This is a genomic window from Nitrobacter sp. Nb-311A (genome assembly GCF_000152905.1).
Classification (GTDB): Bacteria; Pseudomonadota; Alphaproteobacteria; order Rhizobiales; family Xanthobacteraceae; genus Nitrobacter.
Window position 1 is genome coordinate 80,771 of sequence record NZ_AAMY01000010.1, and the last position, 18,078, is coordinate 98,848.

Here is an 18,078-nt window from a genome sequence, read left to right on the forward strand (position 1 = left end):
ATGCCGCGAATTGCTTATGTCAACGGCCTATATCGCGATCTGCGCGATGCCTGCGTCAACGTCGAGGATCGCGGCTATCAGTTCGCCGACGGCGTTTACGAGGTTTGCGAAGTGCGCGGCGCGAGGCTGGTTGATTTTTCGCGGCACATGACTCGATTGCAGCGTTCGCTGCGCGAGTTGCGGATCGCCGAACCGATGCCGGTCGCGGCGCTCGCCATCATCATGCGAGAGGTGGTGCGCCGGAATCGCGTGACGTACGGAATGGTGTATCTGCAGGTGACTCGGGGGGTGGCACGGCGTGATCATGCATTTCCGCCAAACCCTGTGAAGCCAAGCGTCGTGATTACAGCTCATGCGCTCAACTACGAGAAGAAGCAGCAAATCGCCGCGACCGGAATCAAGGTGATCACGCTGCCGGAAAATCGTTGGCCGCGGGTGGATATCAAGTCGGTTTCGCTGCTGCCCAACGTGCTGGCAAAGCAGCAAGCGCGGGAAGAAGGAGCCTATGAGGCGTGGTACGTCGACCGCGACGGATTCATTACCGAGGGTGCGTCGAGCAACGCCTGGATCGTGACGGCGGACGGCCGCGCCGTCACCCGGTCGGTAGACGTCGGCATTCTCGCGGGCATCACGCGGGCTGTCCTCATGGACGTCATGAAGGCTCTTCAGATCAGCCTGGAGGAACGCCCGTTCACGCCTGAGGAAGCGCGCGAGGCAGCGGAGGCTTTCGTAACTTCGGCTACTCAGGTCGTCATGCCCGTCGTCGCGATCGACGGTCAGGTGGTGGGAAATGGTCAGCCGGGCGGTATTACAAGGCGGCTTCGGGAAGAATTCCACCGCTTTTCAGCATTTTCCTGATGGTTTTTGTATATCCGAGCGAACCCATGGCCTGAACCGGCTTGCGTAACAGCATACTCTGCCTTCTAATCCAGCATTGCCGGGGCCATGAGGAGGACTCAGGGGGAGCCGGCGGCCATGAGACGCCCGGAGGGTCGTTTCCGGCTCAAAAAAGCAAAGTTAAACTGCGGGATAACAAAAATGGCGATAGACCGCGCACAAAACCTACAGGACACTTTCCTCAACCACGTTCGCAAGACAAAAACGCCCCTGACGATCTTTCTCGTAAACGGAGTCAAACTACAGGGAATCGTTACTTGGTTCGATAATTTCTGCCTTCTGCTGAGACGCGATGGCCATTCGCAACTGGTCTACAAACACGCGATTTCGACGATCATGCCAGGTGCTCCGATCCAGTTATTTGAAGGTGGCGAGGACGCTCCGCTTTGAGCAAGTATGTGAAAGTTTCCTGATTGGAACCCCGCCAATTAGAGGGGAGCATCGACCCATCGGGGTCGATTCAGGGTCAACCAACCGGACGAGCGATCGTTATCGGTCCCTATCTGCGAGCGCGGGGCGATGCCGAGACGCGGGCAGGACGCTCCCTGCGCAATACCAATGCCCGGCTGGATGAAGCCAGCGGTCTGGCGAGGGCAATCGATCTTCATGTGGTTCAGGCGATAGTTGCTCCCGTCAGCCAGATCAGGCCCGCAACCTATCTCGGCAAGGGCAAGGTCGAAGAGTTGAAGGGCTTGATCGCGGCCGATGGAGCCAGTCTCGTGGTGATGGATTGTACGCTGTCACCCGTTCAACAGCGCAATCTGGAAAAAGCTTGGGGCACAAAAGTGCTGGACCGGACGGGCTTGATCCTCGAAATCTTCGGGCGCCGCGCAAAGACGAAAGAGGGCGCGCTTCAGGTCGAACTCGCTCATCTTAACTATCAGCGTAGCCGTCTCGTGCGCTCCTGGACTCATCTTGAACGGCAGCGCGGCGGCTTCGGCTTCATGGGTGGCCCCGGCGAAACCCAGATCGAGGCCGACCGCCGCCTGATCGGCGATCGCATCGCGCGACTGGAAAACGAACTCAAAAAGGTACAGGCGACGCGGCGGCTGCATCGCGCCGGGCGACAACGCGTGCCATATCGCGTGGTCGCCCTCGTCGGCTATACAAATGCTGGCAAGTCGACGCTGTTCAATCGATTGACTCGCGCCGACGTTCAGGCGGCGGACATGCTGTTCGCGACGCTCGATCCCACGTTACGCTCGCTTGCGCTACCCCACGGCGGGAAAGCGATGTTGTCTGACACCGTCGGATTCATATCCAACTTGCCGACCCAGCTCGTCGCTGCGTTTCGCGCGACGCTGGAGGAGGTGATGGAGGCGGACATTATCCTCCATGTTCGTGACATTTCGCATGAAGATACGGAGCCGCAGCAGCACGACGTCGAAGCGGTTCTGCATCAACTCGGCATCGAGCGCGGAGGAGCGGCGCGCATTCTCGAGGTCTGGAACAAGATCGATCGTTTCGATGTGGACCAGCGCAAGGAATTAGAGAACATTGTCGCGCGCCGCTCGACTGATGTGCCGTGTTTTCTCGTCTCCGCCGAAACAGGCGAAGGCGTCGAGACGTTGCTCGCGGCGATCGAGGATCGGCTTGCGGCAACACGAACCACGCTGGATTTGTCGGTCGATGCCTCGAATGGTGCGGCGATCAGTTGGCTGCATCGCAACTCCGAAGTGCTCGCCAAGGAACTGCGCGACGGCCGTTACGACATGACCGTCCGGGCCGATGAGACCAAACGAGACATACTCGTCAACCGATACGGCGCAGTACCACGTCCGCTTTAGAGCATAATCCCGAAAAGTGGAAACCGGTTTTCGGATAAGATCATGCTCAGTTGAAAGGCAGTAAACCAGAGTTTGATTCAAGGCCCCGTTGAATAGGACTCTCATGAGCTGCTTCACCTGTTTCCTCTTCGCAAAGCAGGGACGCGCAGAACGGTCTTGACCGGCAAAGCCGCAAACTGTTCCATGCTCCACCAATCTCTCGAATGCCGCAGGAGATCTTCTTGAGTTATCAGAATACATCTCTGCTGATCGACGGGAGGTGGCGCCCCGGCGTCTCCGGCAAGAAGATCGCCGTCTTCAACCCTGCTACCGAAGAGCAGATCGGAACGGTCGCTCATGCCGATCGTGCCGATCTCGACGAGGCGCTCGCGGCCGCTGATAAAGGATTCAAGATCTGGCGAGCGGTCGCGCCTTTCGAGCGCTCCAAGATCATGCGTAAAGCGGCAGCCCTGATGCGGGAGCGGGTCGACAGCATCGCAACGCTGATGACCATGGAGCAGGGTAAGATTTTCGCTGAAGCCAGAATGGAGACGCTGGTTGCGGCCGACATCATCGAATGGTTTGCGGAAGAGTCCCGACGGGCGTACGGCCGCGTGATTCCGGCGCGCGGGCCGGGTATCTACCAGATTGCGATCAAGGAACCGGTCGGTCCTGCGGCGGCATTTACGCCGTGGAATTTCCCCATCAATCAGGTCTGCCGCAAATTGTCGGCCGCGCTCGCCGCCGGCTGCTCGATCATCGTCAAGGCGCCCGAGGAAACGCCGGCGTCTCCCGCCGAACTGCTCCGCACATTCGTTGATGCGGGCGTGCCAGCTGGCGTCATCAATCTTGTATTCGGCGTACCTGCCGAAATCTCCGAGTATCTGATCCCACATCCGATCATCAGGAAAATATCGTTCACAGGCTCGACGGCGGTAGGGAAGCAGCTCGCAGCGCTCGCCGGACTGCACATGAAGCGCGCGACCATGGAACTCGGCGGTCATGCGCCGGCCATCGTGTTCGACGATGCCGACATCGCAAGCGCGGTCAAGATCATCTCGGGCGCCAAATTCCGTAACGCCGGCCAAGTTTGCATCGCGCCGACGCGCCTTCTCGTGCAGGACACGGTATACAAGGATTTTGTCGGCAGGTTTACGGAAGCCGCCAGGGCGATCAAGGTCGGCAACGGACTTGATCCTGAATCGAACATGGGGCCTCTCGCCAATTCGCGCCGCGTGTCCGCCGTGGAAAGCTTTGTTCAAGATGCGGTCGGGAAGGGCGCCAAGCTCGCGGCGGGCGGTCATCGTGTCAGCAACAATGGCTACTTTTTTGAGCCGACGGTCGTGACTGACGTGCCGAAGGATGCCCGCGCTATGAACGAGGAGCCGTTCGGCCCGCTGGCGCTGATCTCGCCGTTCTCGAATTTCGATGAGGCCATTGAAGAAGCGAACCGTTTGCCATATGGCCTCGCGTCCTACGCGTTCACCAGTTCGACCAGAACAGCGACCGCCATAGGCGCCGCGATTGAAAGCGGCATGGTTGCAATCAACAATGTCGGTCTCGCTCTGCCGGAGAACCCCTTCGGGGGCGTGAAGGATTCCGGCTACGGCTCAGAGGGTGGAATCGAGGCGATGGAGGCCTACCTCATCACCAAGTTCATCAGTCAGAACGGGGTGTGAGAGCAGCCTCGTGATCGATACTCTTGCGGCGATTTCCCTCTGCCTTGTGGGAGAGGGAAGTGGGCATGGCGAGCGCCTCAAGATGGTGTGAGCGTCGGTTGAGAACCCTCTTTCTCCCGTTCCTTCGCCTCGTTCCACAACGCATCCATCTCCGCAAGAGAGGCGCTCTCCAGCGAGCGGCCCTTGGCCGCGAGCGTCTGTTCGATGTAGGTAAAACGCCGCTCGAATTTCGCATTGGCTCCACGCAGCGCCATTTCAGGATCGGCATCGACATGACGTGCAAGGTTGACCAGTGCGAACATGAGGTCGCCCGTTTCCGACGCGATCTCGGACTTGTCGCCACGGTCTAGCGCCGCTTCGATCTCGTCGCATTCCTCGCGAATCTTGTCGAGTACGGCACGGGGATCGTTCCAGTCGAAGCCCACTGTCGAAGCCTTCCATTGCAAGGCCATCGCGCGCGCCAATGCGGGCTGTCCGGCCTTGATGCCGGTGAGCAGACCCGAGGCCGGCGTTTCCTTCACTGGCTTGCGCGCGGCGCGCTCCGCCTTTTCTTCCGCCTTGATGCGCTCCCACGTTCCTTTCACATCTGATGGCGCGATGTATCCTGAGTCATCGGGAAATACATGCGGATGCCGTCGGATCATTTTGCGCGTAATCGCTTCGACCACATCCCCGAACGAAAAGGCGTCCTGCTCTTCGGCCATGCGTGAGTGAAAGACAACTTGCAACAGCAGGTCGCCAAGCTCATCGCAGAGATCGATCAAATCGTTGCGCGCGATCGCGTCCGCCACCTCGTAAGCTTCTTCGATGGTGTAGGGCGCAATGGTGGCAAATGTCTGCTCGAGATCCCACGGGCAGCCGGTGCCGGGCGTTCTCAATTGCTCCATGATATCGATCAGACGTGAAATATCGCGGGAAGGAATCATCGGTTCACCGGTATCGAGATGGACAAGAGCCCTTCCGCTCCTGGTAGAATCCGGAGCGAGGCTCTGTGATTTAACTTGACGCGTTTTCTTTACGCGAGCCGGTATCCACTTCGCTCGAAAACGCCATAGCTTTTTCTCTATGCCGGAAATCGCGCCGCCATCCCAGCAGAAAGAGGCAGTCGGCCACGCAATCCCCACTGATTGGCGCGGCTGCCGCGGGATGCTATTGGCATCGCCATGATTGATGAAGCCACTTCACGTACCGCACTCGTGCTGTTTTCCGGAGGTCAGGACTCCGCGACGTGCCTTGCGTGGGCGCTGCAACGCTTCGCACGGGTCGAAACGCTGGGTTTCGACTACGGTCAGCGCCACGCCATCGAACTTAACTGCCGCGACAAGCTGCTCGCAGGCATGGCATCCCTGCGTCCGGATTGGGCGAAAAAGCTCGGCGAAACCCACACGCTCGCCGTTCCCACGCTGGCGGAGATTTCCGATACGGCGCTGACCCGCAACGTCGCGATCGAAATGGGCGAGGGCGGATTACCCAACACGTTCGTGCCGGGACGCAATCTGGTGTTTCTGACTTTCGCGGCGGCGCTGGCCTACAGGCGCGGCGTGACGGATATCGTCGGCGGCATGTGCGAGACCGATTACTCCGGCTATCCCGACTGCCGCGATGAAACCATCAGGGCTTTGCGCACCGCTCTCAATCTTGGGATGGCCACGCGGTTTGAACTGCATACGCCGCTGATGCGGCTTGACAAGGGCGCGACCTGGTCGCTTGCGCATGAACTTGGCGGAGCTGGATTGGTCGATCTAATTCGCGAGCATTCACACACCTGTTATCTTGGCGAGCGGGGCGCGCGACACGCGTGGGGTTATGGCTGCGCCACGTGCCCGGCCTGTGAGTTACGTGCAAAAGGCTGGCGCAAGTACGTAACCCAAACGGTTTAATTACAGTCTGTAACCGCGATGCCGAACTCAACAGGCCGACAGAAATCCGGTTACCCTGACCCGTCCTCCGCTTGGTGCCCGCCGGGCATGTTATAGTGTTGCAGTCGACTTGATGCCCGCGAGCGTGTTAGACAACGAACGTTGCTTGAGACGAGTACGCCCTTGATTCTTACCGTCACAAATCAAACTCATAGCCTCTGCGCATCGCGTAACAGGTTTGCGGCAGTTTTTTTGATTGTGACCTACCTATTGTCGGGCATGTTGCATCAGTCTTTCGACGTGGATGTGACTTCTCCGGCAGGCCAGATCGTCCTTTCAACAGCCTCGGTCCCTACGGACCCCAACGCTCCGCCGGGAATACACGCTGATCATCACTGTCATGGATGCTTTCCGGTCTCGCTGCAAGATCCGCCGTCGCTCGCTGTTATGATCGAACATCACGCCGCCACGGTGCCGCAAGGTCTTACGCAGGCCTCCGATCTTGTCCCGGGCATCGATACCCCACCACCGAAGTCCTGAGCTGAACGTATTCACGGGCGCATCGGCGCTCTGATTCCGTTATTCGCCAGGATCTTCCATGCTATTAAAGTCCGCCGCGCATCTTGCGTGGGCGATGGCGCTGCTGATCAGCCCCCGGCTGATGGCGCCGTCGTATGCGCAAACGCTTACGTTGAAGGCCGCACTTCAGCGCGCGCTCGCTGCCAATCCGCGTTTGACCGCCGCCGGGCGTGACGTCGGAATCGCAACCGGGCAGGGTATTCAGGCCGGTGTGCTGATAAACCCCCAAGTATCCTATCAACAGGACAACTCGCTCGGTTCCGGAAATTATCGTGGAACAAAGTCGGCGGAAACCACGCTGCAGATCAGCCAGTTGTTCGAGCTTTTCAGCAAGCGCAACGCACGAATTGCCGTGGGCCGGGCCAGCGTGGAAGCTGCGGTAATCCAGCGCAAGGCTGTTCGTCTCGAGGTCCTGTCCGAGACGGCTGTCGCCTTTTTGAATGCCCTCGGGGCGCAACGAAGGATCCAGATTCTCGACGAGCAGATTGCTGCAATCGACGCGCTGACGCCATTGCTGCAGCGGCGGGTAGAGGCTGGCGCGTCGTCATCCGCTGAAATCGGCCGAGCAGACGTCGCATCCGCATTGATGAAAGCAGACCGCGAGCGGGTTCGGGCGAGGCTTGCCAGCGCCCGGCGCGAACTGGCAGCACTGATGGGAGACACCTCGGCCAAATTCCGGTCCGTTGCGGGACAGTTGGATCGTTTAGGCCGGCCTCCGTCCTTCCAAGCGGTTGTCGCAGCGATCGACGCAAATCCACAGCTGACTCGTTGGACCGCGATCTACGCCCGGCGTAATGCCGAGCTTCTGGCAGCGCGACTGAAGCCTTATCCCGACGTTCGTGTCAGCGCGGGCTGGCGTCATTTCAACACGACCAATGACGACGCCGTCATACTCTCGCTTTCGGTTCCCATCCCAATATACGATCAGAACCAGGGCAACATCCTGTCAGCGCAGGAAAACCTTGCGAAAACCAGGGTCGAACGTGAATCCAATCGCAACACGCTGATTGTGCTTGCAGGACGCGCCTATGACTCGCTGCAAGGTTCGTTACGCGAATTGAAAGTGCTGCGCGAGGTCGCGATTCCGAAATCCCGCAAGGCTGCCGATGCGATCTTCGAAGGATACGGGCAAGGACGCTTTTCTCTGCTCGAAGTGCTCGACGCCTTGGCAAATGTCGTCCAGGCGCGCCTGCGTGAACAGGAAGCACAGCAGAACTTTCACGTCGGCGTCGCCACCATTGAAGGTCTCGTCGGCAATCCGTTCGCATTGACGCGAGGGACCGCTCGATGAAGACATTTGCGATAATCGTATCGGCTGTCGCGGTGCTCGCTGTCGCGGGCGTCGGCTACCGAGAGATGCAACTGACAGAGCAAAGTTCTCCGGCATTGCATACAAGACACAATCAGACGGAGACGCGGGAATTCGAACGAGGATACGTCGAAGAGGATGAACATGGTGCCAAGCGTATCCTGATCAGCGATGTCAAACTCGCGGCCGCTGGGGCGGTCCTTGCCGAGGCCGGCGAGGCGACGCTCAGGGATACATTGTCTTTCAACGGCGTATTGAGGGCCAACCAGGAAACCGTTGTTCAGGTAACGCCGCGGTTTCCAGGCATCGTGCGATCGATCAGGAAACGGATCGGAGACGCCGTCGCAAGTAACGACCTGCTTGCGTCGATCGAAAGCAACCAGAGTCTTACTGTCTACGACCTGAAGGCGCCGATCAGTGGCACCGTGATTGATCGTCAGATATCGCTCGGGGAGTATGCCTCGGAACAGAAGCCTGCTTTCGTCGTCGCCGACCTGTCAACGATCTGGGTCGACCTTTCGATCTACCGCCAGGATCTGAAACGGGTCCGAACCGGAGACGAAGTGCTGATCGATGCTGATGACGGCGGAGCGGACATCAAGGGGTACATCTCTTATGTTGCGCCGGTTGGATCGATCGACACGCAGACCGCAATCGCCCGGATCGTTCTGGATAATACCGATGGACGCCTGCGTCCGGGACTGTTCGCCACGGCCCGGCTTGTCCTGACAAAGCGCAGTGTGCCGGTCGCCGTTCGCGCCGGCGCGATTCAAACGCTCGAAAACAGGACAGTCGTCTTCGTTCGCGAGGACAAGGATAAGATCGAGGCTCGTCCGGTCGAGGTTGGAGAGTCCGATGCAAGGTTCGTGGAGATTCGAGCCGGCATGGCGGCGGGGGAAGCCTATGTGGCTGAAAACAGCTTCGTTGTGAAAGCCGAGATGGGAAAAGGCAAGAGCGATCATGAGCATTGACGCGGTCCTTACCTTTTCCATTCGCCAGCGCTGGCGGGTGATATTGTTCGCGCTTGCAATCGGCGTTTATGGGGCGTGGAATTTCACCAAGCTCCCGATCGATGCCGTGCCTGACATCACCAACGTACAGGTTCAGATAAATACCCGCGCTCTGGGTTACTCCCCGCTGGAAATCGAACAGCGGATTACGTTTCCTGTCGAGACCGCGATGGGTGGTCTTCCGAAACTCGAATACACGCGATCGAGTTCGCGTTACGGTCTAAGTCAGGTCACGGTGATTTTTCTCGACGGAACCGACATATACTTTGCGCGCCAGCTCGTTAATGAGCGCATTCAGCGGGTACGAGACCAGTTGCCGCCTGGCGTCGAGGTCGCGATGGGGCCGGTGTCGACGGGTCTCGGTGAGATCTTCATGTACACCGTGGGAGCCAAACAAGACGCGCGGACGCCAGGAGGCGACGAATTCACTCCCAGCGACCTGCGTACGATTCAGGACTGGATCATCAAGCCACAACTTCGTACCGTTCCGGGCGTTGTTGAGGTCAACACCATCGGCGGACACGAACGCCAGTTTCATGTATTGCCGGATCCTGGACGCCTGATAGCCTACAATCTCGGATTCCGAGATGTGATGACGGCGCTCGCCGCCAACAACGCCAACGTCGGCGCGGGCTATATTGAACGCAACGGCGAACAGTATCTCGTACGCGCGCCGGGGCAAGTCGCTAACATCGCCGAGATTCAGGATATCGTTATTGGATCGCGTGGCGGCATTCCCGTTCGTATCCGCGATGTTGCCGAAGTGAAGGAAGGTAAGGATCTACGGACAGGAGCCGCCACGCTTGACGGTAAGGAGACCGTGCTCGGAACAGCGATGCTACTGATCGGCGAGAATAGCCGCGCCGTTGCGAAGCAGGTCTCAACCAAGCTCCGTGAGATCGGTCGATCGCTTCCTGACGGCGTGGTCGCGCTCACTGTCTACGACCGGACGAATCTCGTCGATGCGACTATCAGAACCGTTCAGAGAAACCTGATCGAGGGCGCACTGCTCGTCATCGCCGTGTTGTTTTTCATTCTTGGCGACATTCGCGCTGCTCTCGTGACGGGATGCGTGATTCCCTTGGCCATGCTTTTTACCATCACCGGTATGGTGGAGACGAAAGTCAGCGCAAATCTGATGAGCCTCGGCGCCATTGATTTTGGCATCATCGTCGACGGGGCCGTGATCATTGTCGAGAATTGCCTTCGGCTTCTTGCAGAAGAACAGCGCAAGGCAGGCCGACTTCTTCGGCTCACAGAACGCCTCCGAACGGTCTTTAATGGTGCGCGGGAGGTAATCAAACCCAGCCTGTTCGGTACCATGATTATCGCCGTCGTGTACCTGCCTGTGCTGACGCTGACTGGCATCGAAGGAAAGATGTTCACGCCAATGGCGTTGACGGTACTGATGGCGTTGCTAGGCGCCGCGACCTTTTCGGTGACGTTCGTTCCTGCCGCGGTTGCGATCGTCGTTACCGGCAAGGTTTCCGAACAGGAGAGCATCTTCATGCGAGAGGCGAAGCGGCTCTATCTGCCGCTGCTCGATAGGGCAATCCGCTATCGGAATCTGATGGCGTCTGGTGCCGTGGTCACTGTCCTTGCAAGCGGTCTCGCGGCGACCCGAATGGGTGTCGAGTTCATTCCGTCGCTCGATGAAGGAGACGTCGCAATCGCCGCGATCCGCATACCGGGGACAAGCCTGACCCAGTCGCTGGATCTCCAGACGGCGCTGGAGAGCAGGATCGGAAAGATTCCCGAGGTGAAGAATTTTTTCGCGCGTACCGGTACTGCGGAAGTTGCCACCGATGCGATGCCACCATCGATCTCGGATGGCTATGTCATGCTCAGGCCACGTCGGGAGTGGCCGGACCCTTCGAAACCGAAATCCAAACTTGTGGAGGAGATTGAAAGCGCCGCGAACGAGATTCCTGGTAGCAACTACGAAATCTCACAGCCGATTCAGTTGCGGGTCAACGAACTGGTATCAGGTATACGTAGCGACATCGGCATCAAGATCTTCGGTGACGATCTGGACATCCTCCAGGGCGCTGCGAAACAGGTACAGGCTGCGATCAAAGACATTCCCGGTGCGACCGACGTTAAAACCGAGCAGGTGTCCGGTCTTCCAATTCTTACGGTCAAGCTCGACCGCCAGGCGTTGTCGCGCCATGGCCTCAGCATCGCCGAGGTTCAGAACGTCGTGGAGATTGCCATCGGTGGCAAGAGTGCCGGGAAACTGTTCGAGGGTGACCGGCGGTTCGACATCGTGGTTCGCCTTCCTGAAAACCTTCGGGGAAGTTTGGAATCGATCCGTGCCATTTCCATTCCGCTGCCTCCCGCAGAGAATGAAGTAGCGGGAGCGACGAAAGCCTTATGGTCGACGTCATCTGTGCCGATGCGATATGTGCCTCTGTCGTCTGTGGCAACAGTCGATGTCGCGCCAGGTCCTAACCAGATAAGTCGCGAAAATGGCAAGCGTCGTATCGTTGTCACCGCTAACGTTCGTGAACGGGACCTTGGGTCATTTGTGGCTGACGCGCAGCAAGCAGTCATGGAAAAGGTCAAACTGCCGCCGGGATATTGGATCGGTTGGGGAGGGCAGTTCGAGCAACTCGTTTCTGCTACCAAGCGATTGATGATTGTGGTGCCGCTGGCGCTGACGCTGGTGTTGCTGCTGTTGTTCATGAGCTTCGGATCGGTCGCCGATGCGCTGCTGGTATTCAGCGGCGTGCCCCTAGCCTTGACCGGGGGTGTTCTGGCGCTGCTGCTACGCGGTCTTCCGCTGTCGATTAGTGCTGGCGTCGGCTTTATTGCACTGTCTGGCGTTGCAGTTCTGAACGGCGTAGTCATCGTCGCGTTCATTGAACGACTACGGCGCGAGGGAAAGCCAGTGGTGGATGCCGTGTATCAGGGCGCGTCGACCCGGTTGCGGCCGGTTCTGATGACGGCGCTGGTCGCCTCCCTGGGGTTCGTCCCAATGGCGATTGCGACCGGGGCGGGCGCGGAAGTACAGCGGCCATTGGCGACGGTCGTGATCGGCGGCATCATCTCGTCGACGATTCTGACGCTGCTGGTGTTGCCGGCGCTGTATATCCTGTTCCGGAAAGACTCCGAGCCAGCCGCCGACACATGATCCGCCGTACGTTAGCGGCTTGCCGTCAGGAAAGACGGCGCAGCTGTCAAAACAAATCCGGCTCAAGGCTAACCCCGAGCCGGAAGAGTTTCATTCGCTCACGGCGCAAAGAAAACCGAGAACGTGACTTATCACGCGCCGTCAACCGCATCTACTGCGTCGAGAACTCTTGCAGAAAAGATAACCGCGGCCCCGGCGTTCATTGCAACAGCAACTCCGAGCGCCTCGGCGATCTCATCGCGCGTCGCGCCCTCTTTTACCGCCTTTGCCGAGTGAAAGGCGATACAGCCGTCGCAGCGCGTCGTTACCGCGACAGCGAGCGAGATAAGCTCGCGTGTTTTCTCATCAAGATGTCCCGTCTTGGCGCCTGCGCCGCCGGCCATCCGATAGGCATCCACAGTATCAGGTGAAAGTTTGCGAAGTTCACCGATACGTGACGACAACTTGTTCCTGACATTAACCCAATCAAGCATTACATAATCTCCAGTTCGATGCGTGCTTAGACAGACAGGTCTGTTCAAGCTAATGCATCAGTGGCCACTGTCAACAGCGTTTCTGCGCGCGTCCAGCGGCAACAAGGTTCTGCGCGTCTCGCATGACAGAAAGAAGAGTGTGGGCGGAACGCAGCAATGACTTGCAATATACGTGCTACCGTTGAATCTGACGGGTACAAATCATGGGCGCTTCTTTACGGAGCGAAAATAAGCGGATGGGAATAAGACATAATAAGAAAGCAGAACCCTTGCCCGGCGCGGTTCGCGGCAGATCGCTAATTGACAGATCAAAGCGTCGAACCCTTGGTGTTCGAGAGCGCGTTCTCGCAACGGCTGATGATCTTTTCTTTAGAGAAGGAATTCACGAAACGGGGATCAATAAGCTCATTGATCAGGCTGGTGTTGCAAAAGCCTCATTCTATTCGGCCTTTCCGAGCAAAGACGATCTCGTGGAGGCCTGTCTCGAGTCGCGTCATAAGGCCTCTCTCGAACGGCTAAGGAAAATAGAAATCCGGACTGCCCCGTTAGAAACAAAAATCAGCGACGTATTTGATTTGCTGTTGGACGTCGCGTCGAAATCGACCTTCCGGGGTTGCCTATTTGTCGTTGCCGCAATTGAGCAGCATGGTCGGAACTCCTCCGCGCCTCGCTGGGTTCGAATTCACAAATTGGCGGTGCGCGATACGTTCGTACGGATGCTTACCGCTGCTGGAATCAAGCCAGCGAGGGAAATCGCTGAACAACTTTCCATCCTATATGATGGCAGTCTGGTCACTGCGGCGGTTAGGCCTAGGTCGGGTGCGATTCAACGTGCGCGCCTGATGGCGGTCTCGCTGATTCGTAACGCGCCTCGGACTCACTAAGCGCAACCAGATGCGCAATTGAAGCGAGTTTGATGGCGTTGGGAAGTTGTCGTCACGTTTGTCCCAACGGATGGGGACCGCACGATTATGCTTGCTCTCATTGAAATCGCCGGCACTCGGCGGACAGCCGCGCGATCCTGAGCTGCGGGAAATGCGGCGGCTTCTCGGGGACGCGGAATGAGCGCGCCTACGTACGCGCGTATGCGGTGGTACGTCATAGTTTCGGGCAGGGGTTCTATCACGCAGCAACGCAGACGCGGCTAGTGACAAGCCAAAGCCTCAGCAACAATCAAACGCGGCTCACAATCCGCTCCCTGTATAATTCGCATAAGGTATATTATGGAATATTTACGGGACGATATTTTGTTCTCATTCTTGCTAAAAACATCAGACACTTAGCTCCGGAAGATGCTCGCTCAGATTATTGGCGCGGTCCAAGCAGTATTATGGCGGCTCCTATAAGGCAGACCATAGCGCCGATGAGATCCCACCTGTCTGGCCGAAGACCTTCCACAGACCAGAGCCAGCCAAGCGACGCGGCGATGTAAATGCCGCCATAAGCCGCGTATGTGCGCCCAGCGGCTTCGCTATCCACCAATGTCAGCAAATACGCGAACAGCGCCAAAGAGACCATTCCCGGCGCAATCCACCAAACCGACTTTCCAAGGCGCAACCAGGCCCAGAATGCGAAGCAACCGGCGATTTCCGCAATGGCGGCGCCAACGTATGCAGCGGGTGTTATCACTTCGCTCCGTACCTCCGATCGGCGCGTCTTTCTGGAAAAGGCGATCTCAGCCCTGATCCGTCAAGCCGGATCGATCGTCAGCCGCATCCCGTCGTAGGCCGGCATGACATTCTCTGGAAGCTCGTGCCGCAGGATCTCGTAATCCAGATCGGAATGCATATTCGTGATTACGGCGCGCGCTGGCTTGAAGCGATCGATCCACGACAACGCGTCAGCGACGCTGAAATGAGTGGGGTGTTGTTCATAGCGTAACCCGTCGATGATCCAGAGATCGAGGTTCTCCAGAGCAGGCCAGCTCTCCGGCGGTATGTCGCAGAGATCCGGCGTATAAGCAGCGTCGCCGATCCGATAGCCCAGCGCCGTAATTTGACCGTGCTGCACCAGAAAGGCCGACAACGTGAGCGCGCCGCCGCTGCCATCGATGGTTCGGCTTTCGCCGGCCTCGATCGAGCGTTGCTCGAGGATCGGCGGATAGTAGCTGCCTTCGGGCGTGACAAAGCAATACGAAAAGCGCTGCATGACATCCACGGCGGTGGACTTATTGAGATACACCGGAATCCGCCGCCGCTGATGCAGTACCACGGAGCGAAGGTCATCGATCCCGTGAGTCTGATCGGCATGTTCGTGGCTTAAGAACACAGCATCGATATGATCGACGTTGGCGTCGATTAACTGCTCGCGCAGGTCAGGCGAGGTGTCGATCACGACACGCGTCATGCCCTCCTTTGAGGCGCGTTCGGCCATAAGCGAGCAGCGGCGGCGGCGGTTCTTCGGATTCTTGGGATCGCAGGCGCCCCAACCCATTGCCGGACGTGGCACGCCAGCGGACGAGCCGCAGCCGAGAATGGTCAGCGTCAGCGTCATGCGGTTGCGTCCGGGCGTGGCACCTTCGAGAATAGCCGAAAGAAGTTCTCGGTGGTTTGTCGCGAAACTTCGTCGAACGAAACGCCGCGTACGTCCGCCAGCACCTTCGCGGTCTCCACGACATAGGAGGGTTCGTTGCGCTTGCCGCGAAACTTGCCGGGGGCAAGGTATGGCGCGTCGGTCTCGACCAGAACGCGATCCTCCGGTAATTCCGTAGAGAGCGTACGCAACGCATCGGATTTCTTGAATGTCAAGATTCCGGTGAAGCCGATATACAATCCAAGCGCGACCGCCTTCAACGCAAGTTCGCGGCCACCTGTGTAGCAATGCAGCACCGCGCGGAACGCGCCCTTTGTCATTTCCTCTTCAAGAATGTGGCCGCAATCCTCGTCCGCCTCGCGGGTATGGATCACAAGCGGCAAACCGGTCTCTCGCGCGGCGGCGATATGAGCGCGAAACCCCCGTGCCTGAGCATCACGCGATCCATGTTCGTAAAAATAATCCAGCCCCGCCTCCCCCAGCGCGACGACTTTTGGATGCTGTGTGAGCGCGATGAGTTCGCCGACGGAAATGCCGTCTTCCTCGTCGGCATGATGCGGATGGGTGCCGACTGAGCAATAGACAGTCGGAAAACGCTCCGCGATTGCGAGCAATTTCGCCTGCTCCCTGACCCGGGTCGAAATCGTCACCATGCGCCCTACTCCCGCCGCTTCAGCGCGCGCGACCACGGCGTCGAGTTCATCGGAGAAATCGGGATAATCCAGATGGCAATGACTGTCGACAAGCATCAGTGTTTAACAGTTCAGGCCGCAGTCGGTTCGACATAACGCGGGAATACCGGGACGGGCGGCGGCAGCATCGTGCCTGGCTTGATCCGGACATGACCGCCGAGCATCGCAAAATTCCGTTCGTCGGTGGGTATCCCCAGTATATCGAGCATCTTCGCGCAGGCTTCTGGCATCGCAGGCTGGGCCAGGATCGCGATCTGGCGCACCACCTCAGCGGTAACATACAGCACCGTCCTCTGCCGCGCCGGATCGGTCTTGGCCAGAACCCAGGGCGCCTCGCCGGCGAAATAGCGGTTGGCTTCGGCAACGACGGCCCAGATTGCATTGAGCGCCTGATGGATCTGCTGCGTCTTCATCGCCTCGCGCGCGACCGCGATCATGCCGTCCGCCTGTGCAAGGATCGCCTTATCGGAATCGCTGAAATCGCCGGGCTCGGGCAGAACGCCGCCATGCTGCTTGGCGATCATCGACAGCGAGCGCTGCGCGAGGTTGCCGAAGTCGTTGGCGAGGTCGGCATTGATGCGCGCCACGATCGCCTCGTGATTGTAGCTGCCGTCATGTCCGAAGGGCACCTCCCGCAGGAAGAAGTAGCGCATTTGATCGACGCCGTACTGCGCGGCAAGGCTGAAGGGATCGACGACATTGCCGACCGACTTCGACATCTTCTCACCACGGTTGAATAAGAAGCCGTGCGCATACACCCGCTTCGGCAACGCAATTCCCGCCGACATCAGGAAAGCCGGCCAGTAGACCGCATGAAAGCGGATGATGTCCTTGCCGATGATGTGGACGCCGGCCGGCCAGAAGCGCCAGTTGCTCTCGTCCTCGTTCGGAAAGCCAACGCCGGTGATATAGTTGGTCAGCGCATCGACCCAGACGTACATGACGTGCTCGGGATCGTCGGGAACCTTGATGCCCCAGTCGAAATTGGTGCGTGAGATCGACAGATCCTTCAGGCCGCCCTTCACGAAGCTGACAACTTCGTTGCGGCGGGAGTCCGGACCTATGAAGTCCGGCTCGCTTTCGTACAGGGCAAGAAGCCTGTCCTGATAGGATGCAAGCTTGAAAAAATAGCTCTTCTCTTCCACCCACTCGACTGGCGTCCCTTGCGGTCCGCGCCGCACATTGTCCTCGCCGACGATCGTCTCGTCCTCTGCGTAATAAGCTTCGTCGCGCACCGAGTACCAGCCGGAGTAGTTTGACAGGTAGATGTCGCCGTTCTCGGCCATGCGCTTCCAGATCTCCTGGACCGAGCGATGGTGTGCGGATTCCGAGGTGCGAATGAACCGATCAAACGAGATGTGCAGCGTCTCGTCGAGTTTCCGCAGCAACTCCGCGTTTCGCGTGGCGAGCTCAAGCGCGGATATGTTTTCCCGCTGCGCCGTCTGCACCATCTTCTGGCCGTGCTCGTCGGTGCCGGTCAGGAAGAACACATCCTTGCCGTCGAGCCTTTGAAAACGCGCGAGCGCGTCGGTGGCGATGGCCTCATATGCGTGGCCGATGTGCGGCGCGCCGTTCGGATAAACGATGGCCGTGGTGATGTAGAACGTATTGGTTCGGGATGAGGCCGGGCGCGGAGGGAGCGATGCTGCCGTCGTCGCATTGACCTTGGTGTCGGCCTTGGCCTCGACCTTGCGTGGGGCACGCGGCTTTGCCTTCTTTAACGGAGGCGTGGCGACGGATCGCTTCGGCGCAGCCTTTTTTTGTGTCACTTTCTTCGCCGCGGTTTTCTTTGGCGCGACCTTCTTAGCCGCTGTCTTCTTCGCCGCGACCTTCTTCGGGGTTCTCGTCGCCGGCTGCTTTTTAACCACTTTCTTTGCAGCTTTCCTGACCGTTCTCTTGGCCGTTTTCTTGACGGTCCTCTTCTTTGCCGCCTTTTTAGCCGTCTTCGGCGCGCGCGCTTTCGTCGTCGCCTTCGCGCGGGTCTTTTTGCGTTTGGTGGTCTTTCTGGCCGACGCCTTGCTGCGCGCCTTCGCTGGCGGGTTACGGCCGGTGGCGGCGGAACGCGACTTGCGGGTTTTCACGCGAGGTTTTTTGGCCGGTTTCTTCTTAGCGGGAGCCACCACAAATTCCTTATGAAGCAGGCTGGAGG

Annotated in this window: 16 protein-coding genes; 10 read left to right on the plus strand and 6 right to left on the minus strand. The window is 58.6% G+C overall.

Going from position 1 to position 18,078, the window contains the following annotated elements; translation table 11 throughout:
- From NB311A_RS05670 to NB311A_RS05685, 4 genes are all read left to right on the plus strand, one after another.
- Positions 1–858, plus strand: coding sequence for a D-amino-acid transaminase (locus NB311A_RS05670; protein WP_009797507.1), 858 nt, complete (start codon positions 1–3; stop codon positions 856–858).
- 180 nt (positions 859–1,038) lie between these two features.
- Positions 1,039–1,287 (plus strand): RNA chaperone Hfq, encoded by a 249-nt coding sequence (gene hfq / locus NB311A_RS05675; RefSeq protein WP_009797508.1) that lies wholly within the window; start codon positions 1,039–1,041, stop codon positions 1,285–1,287.
- A gap of 23 nt (positions 1,288–1,310) precedes the next feature.
- Positions 1,311–2,684, plus strand: a complete 1,374-nt coding sequence (gene hflX, locus NB311A_RS05680; RefSeq protein ID WP_009797509.1) for a GTPase HflX — start codon at positions 1,311–1,313, stop codon at positions 2,682–2,684.
- 221 nt (positions 2,685–2,905) lie between these two features.
- Positions 2,906–4,342, plus strand: a complete 1,437-nt coding sequence (locus NB311A_RS05685; protein WP_040674081.1) for an NAD-dependent succinate-semialdehyde dehydrogenase — start codon at positions 2,906–2,908, stop codon at positions 4,340–4,342.
- A gap of 77 nt (positions 4,343–4,419) precedes the next feature.
- On the opposite strand, the gene mazG is transcribed toward NB311A_RS05685, so the two are convergent.
- On the minus strand, positions 4,420–5,268 hold the full coding sequence (mazG, locus tag NB311A_RS05690) for a nucleoside triphosphate pyrophosphohydrolase (RefSeq protein ID WP_009797511.1): 849 nt from the start codon (positions 5,266–5,268) through the stop codon (positions 4,420–4,422).
- Between the two features lie 237 nt (positions 5,269–5,505).
- On the opposite strand from mazG, the gene queC reads away from it, so the two are divergent.
- From queC to NB311A_RS05715, 4 genes are all read left to right on the plus strand, one after another.
- Positions 5,506–6,222 (plus strand): 7-cyano-7-deazaguanine synthase QueC, encoded by a 717-nt coding sequence (gene queC / locus NB311A_RS05695; RefSeq protein WP_040674059.1) that lies wholly within the window; start codon positions 5,506–5,508, stop codon positions 6,220–6,222.
- Positions 6,223–6,799: 577 nt separating this feature from the next.
- A complete protein-coding gene (ihpA, locus tag NB311A_RS05705; RefSeq protein ID WP_009797514.1) occupies positions 6,800–8,071 on the plus strand; it encodes a divalent metal ion exporter subunit IhpA in 1,272 nt (423 codons plus the stop codon).
- Complete coding sequence (ihpB, locus tag NB311A_RS05710) at positions 8,068–9,060, plus strand: divalent metal ion exporter adaptor subunit IhpB (RefSeq protein ID WP_009797515.1); 993 nt, start codon at positions 8,068–8,070, stop codon at positions 9,058–9,060. The genes ihpA and ihpB overlap by 4 nt, the downstream gene beginning before the upstream one ends.
- Positions 9,050–12,232: an efflux RND transporter permease subunit gene (locus NB311A_RS05715; RefSeq protein WP_009797516.1), complete on the plus strand. Its 3,183-nt coding sequence runs from the start codon at positions 9,050–9,052 to the stop codon at positions 12,230–12,232. Before ihpB ends, NB311A_RS05715 begins: the two co-directional genes overlap by 11 nt.
- 131 nt (positions 12,233–12,363) lie before the next feature.
- Here NB311A_RS05715 and NB311A_RS05720 read toward each other — a convergent pair whose 3' ends face one another.
- On the minus strand, positions 12,364–12,705 hold the full coding sequence (locus NB311A_RS05720; protein WP_040674060.1) for a carboxymuconolactone decarboxylase family protein: 342 nt from the start codon (positions 12,703–12,705) through the stop codon (positions 12,364–12,366).
- A gap of 203 nt (positions 12,706–12,908) precedes the next feature.
- Between NB311A_RS05720 and NB311A_RS05725 the strand changes: the two genes are divergently transcribed.
- Positions 12,909–13,589 carry a TetR/AcrR family transcriptional regulator gene (locus NB311A_RS05725; RefSeq protein WP_207382345.1) on the plus strand — a complete coding sequence of 227 codons (681 nt, stop codon included), beginning with the start codon at positions 12,909–12,911 and terminating at the stop codon, positions 13,587–13,589.
- Positions 13,590–14,010: 421 nt separating this feature from the next.
- On the opposite strand, the gene NB311A_RS05730 is transcribed toward NB311A_RS05725, so the two are convergent.
- From NB311A_RS05730 to metG, 4 genes are read right to left on the minus strand one after another with little or no spacing between them, the layout of a single operon-like run.
- On the minus strand, positions 14,011–14,334 hold the full coding sequence (locus NB311A_RS05730; RefSeq protein WP_009797519.1) for a YnfA family protein: 324 nt from the start codon (positions 14,332–14,334) through the stop codon (positions 14,011–14,013).
- A 60-nt stretch (positions 14,335–14,394) separates the two neighbouring features.
- Positions 14,395–15,198: an MBL fold metallo-hydrolase gene (locus tag NB311A_RS05735; RefSeq protein ID WP_009797520.1), complete on the minus strand. Its 804-nt coding sequence runs from the start codon at positions 15,196–15,198 to the stop codon at positions 14,395–14,397.
- The gene (locus NB311A_RS05740) at positions 15,195–15,986 is read right to left on the minus strand and encodes a TatD family hydrolase (protein ID WP_009797521.1); all 792 of its coding nucleotides are present in this window, start codon (positions 15,984–15,986) and stop codon (positions 15,195–15,197) included. Before NB311A_RS05740 ends, NB311A_RS05735 begins: the two co-directional genes overlap by 4 nt.
- A gap of 14 nt (positions 15,987–16,000) precedes the next feature.
- Positions 16,001–17,698 (minus strand): methionine--tRNA ligase, encoded by a 1,698-nt coding sequence (gene metG, locus NB311A_RS05745; protein WP_245256933.1) that lies wholly within the window; start codon positions 17,696–17,698, stop codon positions 16,001–16,003.
- On the opposite strand from metG, the gene NB311A_RS22435 reads away from it, so the two are divergent.
- Complete coding sequence (locus NB311A_RS22435) at positions 17,658–18,065, plus strand: hypothetical protein (RefSeq protein WP_245256934.1); 408 nt, start codon at positions 17,658–17,660, stop codon at positions 18,063–18,065. The genes metG and NB311A_RS22435 overlap by 41 nt on opposite strands.
- The last annotated feature ends 13 nt before the right edge of the window (positions 18,066–18,078 follow it).